General features: G+C 64.8%; 7 protein-coding genes. 3 read left to right on the top strand and 4 right to left on the bottom strand.

The genetic code is table 11. The features are described 5' to 3' along the window. The coding region (locus Y703_RS22555; RefSeq protein WP_343212862.1) for a hypothetical protein at nt 1-807 on the bottom strand (807 nt) is incomplete at its 3' end. A 342-nt stretch (nt 808-1,149) separates the two neighbouring features. Between Y703_RS22555 and Y703_RS0101835 the strand changes: the two genes are divergently transcribed. Continuing rightward, nucleotides 1,150-3,129 (top strand): aconitate hydratase, encoded by a 1,980-nt coding sequence (locus Y703_RS0101835; protein ID WP_026551362.1) that lies wholly within the window; start codon nt 1,150-1,152, stop codon nt 3,127-3,129. A 62-nt stretch (nt 3,130-3,191) separates the two neighbouring features. Here Y703_RS0101835 and Y703_RS17325 read toward each other — a convergent pair whose 3' ends face one another. Beyond that, entirely contained in the window at nt 3,192-4,043 is an 852-nt protein-coding gene (locus tag Y703_RS17325; protein ID WP_051427208.1) for a CAF17-like 4Fe-4S cluster assembly/insertion protein YgfZ, read from the bottom strand. 746 nt (nt 4,044-4,789) lie between these two features. Here Y703_RS17325 and Y703_RS0101845 point away from each other — a divergent pair. Then, nucleotides 4,790-7,552, top strand: a complete 2,763-nt coding sequence (locus Y703_RS0101845) for a cation-translocating P-type ATPase (protein WP_081743333.1) — start codon at nt 4,790-4,792, stop codon at nt 7,550-7,552. Here Y703_RS0101845 and Y703_RS21225 read toward each other — a convergent pair. Beyond that, nucleotides 7,518-7,853, bottom strand: coding sequence for a helix-turn-helix transcriptional regulator (locus tag Y703_RS21225; RefSeq protein ID WP_216698846.1), 336 nt, complete (start codon nt 7,851-7,853; stop codon nt 7,518-7,520). The two genes, Y703_RS0101845 and Y703_RS21225, sit on opposite strands and share 35 nt — an antisense overlap. A 965-nt stretch (nt 7,854-8,818) precedes the next feature. Here Y703_RS21225 and Y703_RS0101855 point away from each other — a divergent pair. After that, nucleotides 8,819-9,010: a hypothetical protein gene (locus tag Y703_RS0101855; protein WP_155849369.1), complete on the top strand. Its 192-nt coding sequence runs from the start codon at nt 8,819-8,821 to the stop codon at nt 9,008-9,010. 28 nt (nt 9,011-9,038) lie between these two features. On the opposite strand, the gene Y703_RS0101860 is transcribed toward Y703_RS0101855, so the two are convergent. Further along, nucleotides 9,039-9,345, bottom strand: a 307-nt coding sequence (locus Y703_RS0101860; protein ID WP_026551366.1) for an integrase core domain-containing protein, incomplete at its 5' end; no start/stop codon positions are given.

Consider the following 9,345-nt stretch of genomic DNA (forward strand, 5'->3'; position numbering starts at 1 on the left):
CTTCGCCACGACAACCTCGCTGAGGAGGGCGGTGACCAGCCCGCACCTAGTCTCGATGACGCATTGCGTATCATCAATCTCGCGCAGGTAGCCGAGCGCATCGATGACGCCGCTCTCGATGCGCGAACGAACGACGAGCCGGGTGCCGAGCGGAAAGTCGACGAGCAAGTTCATCAGGCCACCGGTTTGTGATCTTGACGGAAGATGCCGTACAGGTATTCCCCCGCCGCTCCACGCAGGATCGGGTCGTAGACGCGGCTCGCGCTGGCGGGTGGAAACCCTCCTCGGCCAGGCACGCCTTGGTCGGTTGCGGTCGTTCATTGTGGCAGCGACCGGGATTTCCCGGGCGACCTCTACCGAAACCCCGAACTGCGGACGTTGATCCAGGAACACCGACTCCGTGGTGCTCAAGGACAGACACCCTCCGCCCTGACCACCGAGATCGCCCAGGCACGCGCCAGCCTCGAAGCGGTCGCCGACCGCGCCCGGCAACATGAGGAACGACTCCGCCGGCTCGAACGAGTCAACACCACGACTAAGACCAAAAAATGAAAGATCAAAAACGGACGACAGCGGACAATTCCAGCCCAGCAGACCCCCACCGCTTCGGTGAGTCAGATCTCCTGCGGATAATCGTCCGGCACGGTCAGTACCTGCTCGACACTCACCCCGTCCACACACCCTGGGCAAGGATGGGGACGAAGCCTCGTGTGCTGGGTGGGGTGCTTGCCTGGATGCCGTCGCATCGAGGTACGTCGCATCGAGGTACACGACGTTGTCATCGTCCATCTCGACGAAGATGAACACGTCGCCCTAGCATTCCTCTACCCGCTCGAACAGATCCGGGTGGTTCTCCTAGTGCCCGGGCAACTCCGGCAGTTCGTTGGAGAACCCGAGCAGGAACAGGAAGGCGATCACGCTGTTCGAGCGCGAGGAAGTCCTCCTTGATCCGGGCGGGGGCTTCTGGAGGGGCTGGCGGTCACGGCGTGTTTGTTATTTCCCTCCCGGACGCCGGGAAACACCCCTGAACTCGAAGTTGGGGTGGCCGTTCTCAAGATGGTGGCCTAGGTTGGTGGTTACTGCGGAACTCTTCGCCGGATGGCCGCGGTTCGAGACTTTCCCGGCGGCATTCGAGCAAGGAGGCTCACCGTGGCATATAACGTCGCTCAGAAGCTCATCGCCTCTCACCTGCTAAGCGGGGTGATGACACCGGGGACCGAAATCGGCTTGCGCATCGATCAGACCCTCACCCAGGATGCAACAGGAACTCTCGTCATGCTTGAGTTGGAGGCGCTGGGACTTGATCGTGCGCGCACGGAAGTGTCCGTGCAGTACGTCGACCATAACCTGTTGCAAACCGACAGCAAGAACGCGGAGGACCACGACTTCCTCCGCTCAGCGTGTCAACGGTTCGGCCTGTGGTTCTCGAAGGCTGGAAACGGGGTTTCGCACCCGACGCATATGCAGCGGTTCGGTATCCCGGGCAAGACGATGGTCGGCTCGGACAGCCACACCCCGGCTGCGGGCTCCCTCGGGATGCTGGCCATCGGCGTTGGGGGTATCGAGGTGGCTCTCGCGATCGCCGGCGAACCGCTGTACATCAGGATGCCTGAGATCTGGGGGGTGCGGCTCACCGGCCAGTTGCCGCCGTGGACGAGCGCTAAGGATGTCGTTCTCGAGATGCTGCGCCGTCACGGCGTCAAGGGCGGCATCAATCGAATCGTTGAGTACTACGGACCGGGCCTTTCGACCCTCACCGCGATGGACCGGCATGTGATCGCCAATATGGGCGCCGAATTGGGGGCGACGACCACGGTATTCCCGGCGGACGACCAGGTGCGCGCGTTCCTGCGCTCAGAGCAGCGTGAGGGCGACTTCACCGAACTGCTCGCTGATCCGGATGCCGGATACGACGTGGCCGAGGAGATTGACCTTTCCACCATCGTGCCGCTCATCGCGCTGCCCAGTTCGCCGGGCAACGTCGTGCCGGTACGGGAGGTCGCCGGCCGGCCCGTTGAGCAGGTCGTGATCGGGTCATCCGCGAATCCCGGGCTGCGCGACTTCGCGATCGTCGCCGCAATAGTGAAGGGACGCCAGTCACACCCGGGCGTGTCCTTCGACGTCAACCCGAGCTCCCGACAGATTCTGCAGGATCTGACCAAAATGGGTGCCACCTTGGATTTGATCAGCGCCGGTGCACGGCTGCACCAGTCCGGCTGCATGGGCTGCATCGGCATGGGCCAGGCCCCGGCGAACGGGCGCAACAGCCTGCGCACGATGCCGCGCAACTTTCCAGGCCGCTCAGGAACCAAGGAGGACTCGGTCTACCTGTGCTCGCCGGAGACGGCGGCGGCGGCGGTGCTCACCGGGACGATCACCGACCCGCGGGACCTGGAAAAGCTGTTCGATCTGGCGTATCCCACACCCCAGCTGCCTGCGATGTCGAGTGTGAACCTGGCCATGCTCGAGGAGCCGTTGCCTCACAAGGAGGCCTCCCAAGTGGCGCTGGTTAAAGGCGAAAACATCTCCTCGTTGCCGGACTTCGAGCCGCTCGCCGATCGTATCGAGGCACCGGTCATCCTGGTCATGGGCGACGATGTTTCGACGGATGAGATTCTGCCGGCCGGCGCGCGGGTTCTGCCCTACCGCAGCAACATCTTGAAGCTTGCCGAATTCACCTTCGACCAGATCGACGAAACCTACCCCGCCCGCGCCGCAGAAACCCGCGACACGTCCGGGCACATTGTGGTCGCCGGCGCCAACTACGGGCAGGGTTCCTCGCGGGAACACGCCGCGATCACCCCGCGCTTCCTCGGATTGCGCGCGGTGCTGGCCATCTCATTCGCACGCATCCACTGGCAGAACCTCACAAATTTCGGTGTCCTCGCCATCGAGTTCACGGATTCCGCCGATCACGGCCGTGTCCAGCAGGGCGATGTACTGGTGCTGGCCGGCATCCGCGAAGCCCTCGCCGCCGGAACCGGGATCACCGTGCACAATAAGACCCGCGATGAGGACTATGCAGCGCGACATCGCCTCTCGACACGCCAGGTCGATATGCTCCTCGCCGGTGGCCTCATCCCCTGGCTGCGCGAGCGGAGAGCCGGTGGGACCGCCGATCGGGACTGAGCCGTGCCGTCAAGGTTTTCAGGCCCTCCCGCCCTGTTCGAGCCGCCGTCACATGAACTGAACTACCCCCGCACCGAGCCCAGCCGCGGCATGCGCGGAACAGTGGCTGAGGCGCCAGCGTCCGGGGATACGATCACTTTTTGCGTGGCCGGCACCTCGAGGCTCCCGGTGCGCACGAGGAGTCCGGCAGTTGAATCGGTGCGCCGTTTGATAACCGCGAGTACCACCAGCCCCAGTTCGTAGTGGAGGGCAACCGAGGTCACCTGGCCAACAGTCTTCTCCCCGAGAACGACATCGTCCCCGCGCGAGGGCAACACGGCATCCGGACCGTCGAGGTGAAGCATGACAAGTCTGCGCGGCGGATGGCCGAGGTTGTGAACCTTGGCCACCGTCTCCTGGCCGCGGTAGCAGCCCTTGCTGAGGTGCACGGCCGTGCGCAGCCAATCGAGTTCGTGCGGGATCGATTTCTCATCGACCTCGGTGGCGAAGCACGGGCGCCAGGCTGCGATGCGCAGTGCTTCGAGAGCGAGCAGCCCGGCGACAGGAATAGCGGATGCGGCAAGCCCGGCGAGTTCGGTGCGGGGCAGCAGCAGCTCGCTGTAGGTCCAGCCCGCCGCCGGGTGCCTTTCCGCTGCCGCGTACTGGTGACCACCCTGGGTCACGCTCATCCACGGGTCGCGCCAGACGAGTGGGACGCCATGAGGGGCAGCTACCGGGAGCGCAGGCTGGCCGAGGGTGCCGACCGTCGCGAATTCGGCGGTTCGATCCGCGAGTTCCACCCGCAACATGAACCGCATGCTGCTGAGCCACGCAAGCAGCCCACCCGCTTCCTCTCGTTCGAGCAGCAGCCACAGTTCGACACCGTCATCGATCAGACGAACCGCATATTTGAGCCGCCCGGTCACATCGAGCACCAACGTCTCGCTGGACTCCCCTGCCCATCATGTCGTCGTCGTACTCTTCAAAACATTCACCGAGTAGCCGGTACTGGTGCAGCAGCTTCGGAACGTTCCGATTCTCCTGCGGAACGCTGCGCCATTGCTGCGGACCTGACGTCCCTGAACAATCTGCATGCCCCTTCCCCGAACGACATCAAGAAACTCGCACGCAGGCAAACGCTACGGGCGAATTCCCCGCAGAACGAGCGGAGCACTGACCCACCACCCGAGCACAGCAAGCCTGGCGGGAGAACCACCTCAGAGACACATGCGAACCTTGTTTCGCGAGTTTGTTTGCTTTAGTCTGGCTGTATCAGTCTAGCCCCGCCAATGGCAATGGTACGAGGAGTTCCTGTGTCGAACCTGATCCCGTGGCTTTCTCTGGCCTTGTGGTCCGCCGCCATCGCCCTACGGTTGCATCCGCGAACTCGCTGCTGGGCCCCGCGCGGGATCGTGGGCAGCGCGAGAACGAGGACCTGGGGGCCTGTCCATATCATCCGTCCCCCTGACGGGCCGGTACCTCGATGACCGGCCACGAGTGGCCGCAAGTTCGGATGAGTACCACGCCGGCTGATTGTCCACCGCTTCGTCTACCTCAAGGTTGGCCTTGCCCTGGTCTAATCCGGAAGGCAAACAAGACGATGCTCAAGATGGACATGAGTACACCCCCATCACCCTCTCCGACCGGATACCCCACCAGACACCACGAGGAATGATCAGTAATGGCGATCAAGGACGACCAGGCATCCAACTTCCTTCCGGCGATTGGCGCGAAGGACGCGCCTCTGCGGGATCCGCACCTGCAGATCGCGACCGTCGTGGCGGAGTCGCTGGGCGTCGATTCCGCGCAAGGACTAGGTGAGACAGAGGTCTCCCGACGCCGGGAGCTGATCGGTGAGAACCGTTTGGCCGAGCGGCCGCGGCGGCCAGGTTGGCTGCGATTCCTCGACCAGTTCCGTAGCCTACTGATCCTCATCCTGCTCGGTGCCGCGGTTCTCGCTGGCGTCGTCGGGGACCTCAAGGACACGATCGTCATCCTGATCGTGCTCCTGATCAACGCCGTGATCGGCTTCGTTCAGGAGAACAGGGCGGAGCGCAGCCTCGAGGCGCTGCGCGACATGCTGGTGCCCACCGCACGGGTCCGCCGGGACGGGTCGGTGCGCGTGGTCGGAGCGGTCGAGCTTGTGCCGGGTGACCTGGTCCTGCTCGAGGCCGGAGACTGGGTGCCGGCCGACGGACGGTTCCTGGTGGCGGAGTCGGTGGAGATCGACGAGTCCGCACTGACGGGGGAGTCTCAGCCGGTGGCCAAGGACACCTTGCCGGTGGGCGCCGCTCCCGGTGAGAAAGTGCCGCTGGCCGACCGCACCGGCATGGGCTACATGAACACCGCGCTCACCCGCGGCCGGGCCGAACTCGTGGTCACCGCCACTGGCGCGCAGACCGAGGTCGGCGCGATCGCGGAACTGCTTGCGAGCGGCGAGGAGCCCAAGAGCCCGCTGCAGGTGCAGTTGGATTCACTGGGCAAGCGGATCGCCCTGATCGGCGGCGTCGCCATCGCCATCTACGTGACCATCGCCCTCATGCGCGGCGAGCCTTTCGGCGAGCTGGCGCTCACGGCGGTGGCCCTCGCCGTGGCCACGGTGCCCGAAGGTTTGCCGGCCGTCCTAGCCCTCACCCTCGCCCTCGGCGTCGGTCGAATGGCCCGGCGGGGAGCTATCGTCAAGCGGCTCGCGTCGGTGGAGACCCTGGGCTCGGCTACGGTCGTCTGCAGCGACAAGACCGGAACGCTGACGCTGAACCAGATGACGGCCCGTGCGCTGGTGTTCGCAGGCCAGCGGATGCGCATCGACGGCGAGGGGTATTCCCCGACAGGCTCGATCATTGCCGAGACCGCTGGGCAGCGGACCGGGGATGCCGGGCGTCTGCTGGAACCGTTCGTTCTGTGCAGCGACGCTGTGCTGGCTGCCCCGGGGGCGGGTGGCCGGGCTGGCATCGTCGGCGACCCCACCGAGGGCGCGCTGGTCGTTGCGGCCGTGAAGGCCGGGATCGACGCCCCGACGCTGCGTGCGGCGCACCCGCGGGTGGCCGAGCTGCCCTTCGATAGCGCCCGCAAGTTCATGGTGACCGCACACAAGGAGGAGGGCCGCATCCGCGTCTACCTCAAGGGCGCTCCCGACGTACTCCTCGCGCGCAGCACGGCGTTACTCACCGCCGAGGGAGTTCGTGACCTCGACGCCGCCGGCCGGGACCAGCTGGCAAGCGAGGTCACAGCCCTCGCGTCGAGGGGTCTGCGGGTGCTGGCCGCCGCGACGACGCTGATGGACGACTTGCCCGTCGCCGGTGATCCGGCGAACGCCGACGCGCTTGAGCACCGGCTGACCGGCCTGACGCTGCTCGGCCTGGTCGGCATCGCTGACCCGCCCCGTCCGCAGGCCAAGGACGCCATCGCACTCGCCCACCGGGCCGGGGTCTCGGTCAAGATGATCACCGGCGACCACCGGGACACCGCCGCCGCCATCGCCCGGGAGCTCGGCATCCGTGGCGAAGTTGTCACCGGCACCGAGCTGGACCGGATGACCCCGGAGGAGCTGTCGGAACGCGTGGAGAGCATCGGGGTATTCGCCCGGGTCGCCCCGGAGCACAAAGTCGCCATCGTCGGGGCGTTGACAGCCTTGGGGCACGTAACGGCAATGACCGGCGACGGCGTCAACGATGCGGCAGCCCTGCGCGCGGCGCATATGGGTGTGGCGATGGGGATAACCGGCACCGAGGTGACCAAGGAAGCCGGCGACATGATTCTCACCGACGACGACTTCGCCACCATCGTCGCCTCGGTCCACGAGGGCCGATCGATCTATGACAACGTGGTGAAGTTCGTCCGCTTCCAACTGTCGACCAACATCGGCGCCATCCTGTCCTTCCTCGGCGCGACCGTGGCCGGTCTCCCGGCACCGCTAACCGCCATCCAGGTGCTGTGGGTCAACATCATCATGGACGGCCCCCCGGCGATGGCCCTGGGCGTTGACCCCGCCCGACCAGGGCTGATGGACGAACCGCCGCGCAGGGCAACTGACCGGATCCTGGACCGGACCCGGCTGCTACGGATGTTGCGGGCCGGCGCCGTCATGGCGGCCGGCACCCTGTCGGTGCTCACCCTAGCCGAGGGGGCCTACGGCGCCGCCGTGGCGTCCACCATGGCATTCACCACGTTCGTCCTCTTCCAGTTCTTCAACGCGCTCAACGCTCGGACCGAGCGGCAGACGGTGTTCACGCGGCACCTGTTCACCAACCGCTGGTTGTGGATCTCCTTCGCCGCGGTCCTTGTCCTGCAGGTCCTCGCCGTGCAACTGGCCCCGCTCCAGGGCATCTTCGACACCACGTCGCTCTCCGCCACCCAGTGGCTGATCTGCCTTGCGGTGGCGTCCTGCGTCCTCGTAGTCGAGGAAACGATCAAGCTCGCACATCGGGCGGGGAGGAGGCGCTGAGACGACTGCTGACCGGGGATGCTGCTGCGGCAAGGGCTAGGAAATCCCCCACCCGCACGTGCTCCTCCAGCGGATGCCGAAAGCGGTTCTTCTGCACCACGGTGTACCGGTTCCGACGACCCACCCGCTCGCGGACGACATACCCGGCTTCCTCCAGGTCGCGAACGATCATTTGGACGGCACGTTCGGTGATGCCGACTTTGGCGGCCACATCCCGCATCCGCGACTGAGAATCACCCGCCAACGCGACGAGCACGTGCCCGTGGTTGGATAGGAAAGTCCAGGAGGAAGAAGTCTGCATGCGAAACATGATACGTGTTTTGAGTTACGTAGATCTATGGGCGTTGCCGCCCATGGACACATCGGACTGGAGCGGTCCCGCTCGCTGCCCTGCTCCGCAACGTCGTTCCCATGGCCGACCCCGCAACGCCCGGCAGTTTCCTGATCCGAAGTTCCGGCCGGCTTCCGGTCAACCCGCTGATGCCGATGCGGGTCGGGACAGCCGGGGCCTGTCTCCCCCACCCTGGAGTTCGATATCCTCGCGGGTCCTCGGTGGGACGGGTGGCGGTTGCACCGGATCGCTGGCGGCAGCTAATCGTCAGTGCCAGCCCCTAACGTAGGTGGTGCCGGCACCTGAGGAGTTGGGGGAACTCTGAGGCTGCCGGCACCGAGGGCCGCGGTCTCGGACGACCAGCATACAAAGCATACTGATCTTTTATCAGAACACCATGGGTGGCGGGCAAGTGCGGTGGGTGCGTCAAAAAAATACGGGAAGTATTACGACAAGCTGCTGGATCGGTGGATTGAAGAGCTGCCAGAGCGGGAGTCTGAGAAGCGGAGCTGACAGGCACTGTGAACGGCGGCAATCCTGCACATGGCCCGGCGACGGCTCAAACGGTGCGTGGAGGCTTGAGGTCCATCGTCTACGGGGCGCGCTGGGCGGCCCACCCATAGCGAACCGGCATCGTGGGACAAATTGGGTTAATTGCCTAGGAGTCCCTAGAGCTAGCGGAGATCCATCTGGGGTGGCGATAAGAGGCAAAGCCACGTACCGCTCAGCTGATGCCACGGAACAAGTATGAATGGGTATGGCACTCTGAAATGGCCCCACTTGGAGGGCTTTTAGTCGCTTGAAATGGCCCCACCCTCGACCCGCCCGTAGCGTTCACTTTGTCTACCAGGACTTAGAGAACGGGAACGGGTTTGAAAGAGAGATCGAGAGTGGAACAATTCGAGCGTATCCGTCGTGATGCGAGAGTAAAAGAGATGTCTGTTAGGGAGCTGGCCCGGGTTTATGGGGTCCACCGGCGCACGGTGCGGGCGGCGTTGGCTGACTCGACGCCGCCGATGCGCAGGGTCCCGGTCAGGACGGCGCCGGCGATGGACCCGTGGCTGGGAATTATCAGGGCGTGGCTGACCGCGGACCTTGCGGCCCCGCGGAATGAGCTGCTGCGGTGATTTCGGACAGCGGATTTGATGGTTTTCTCTACGCTGCCATGGCTGGCTGTTGGTAACTGTAGTGGACATCGTTGGGCCGGCGGTAATTGAGGGCTGAGTGCCGACGGCGGCTGTTGTAGAACCCCTCGATGTAGCGGATGACATCTCGTTTTGCTTGTGATTTGGTGGCGTAAACGGTGCGGTGAACCCGTTCGTTCTTCAGTGCTGAAAAGAACGATTCCGCGGCGGCATTGTCCCAGCACACCCCGGTACGCCCCATCGAGGAACGCATACCCAACCCGGTCACTAGGGCCCGGAATCCGGCTGAGGTGTAAACGCTTCCGCGATCGGAGTGG

The sequence above is a fragment of the Arthrobacter sp. H20 genome, assembly GCF_000520515.1.
GTDB lineage: Bacteria > Actinomycetota > Actinomycetes > Actinomycetales > Micrococcaceae > Arthrobacter_D.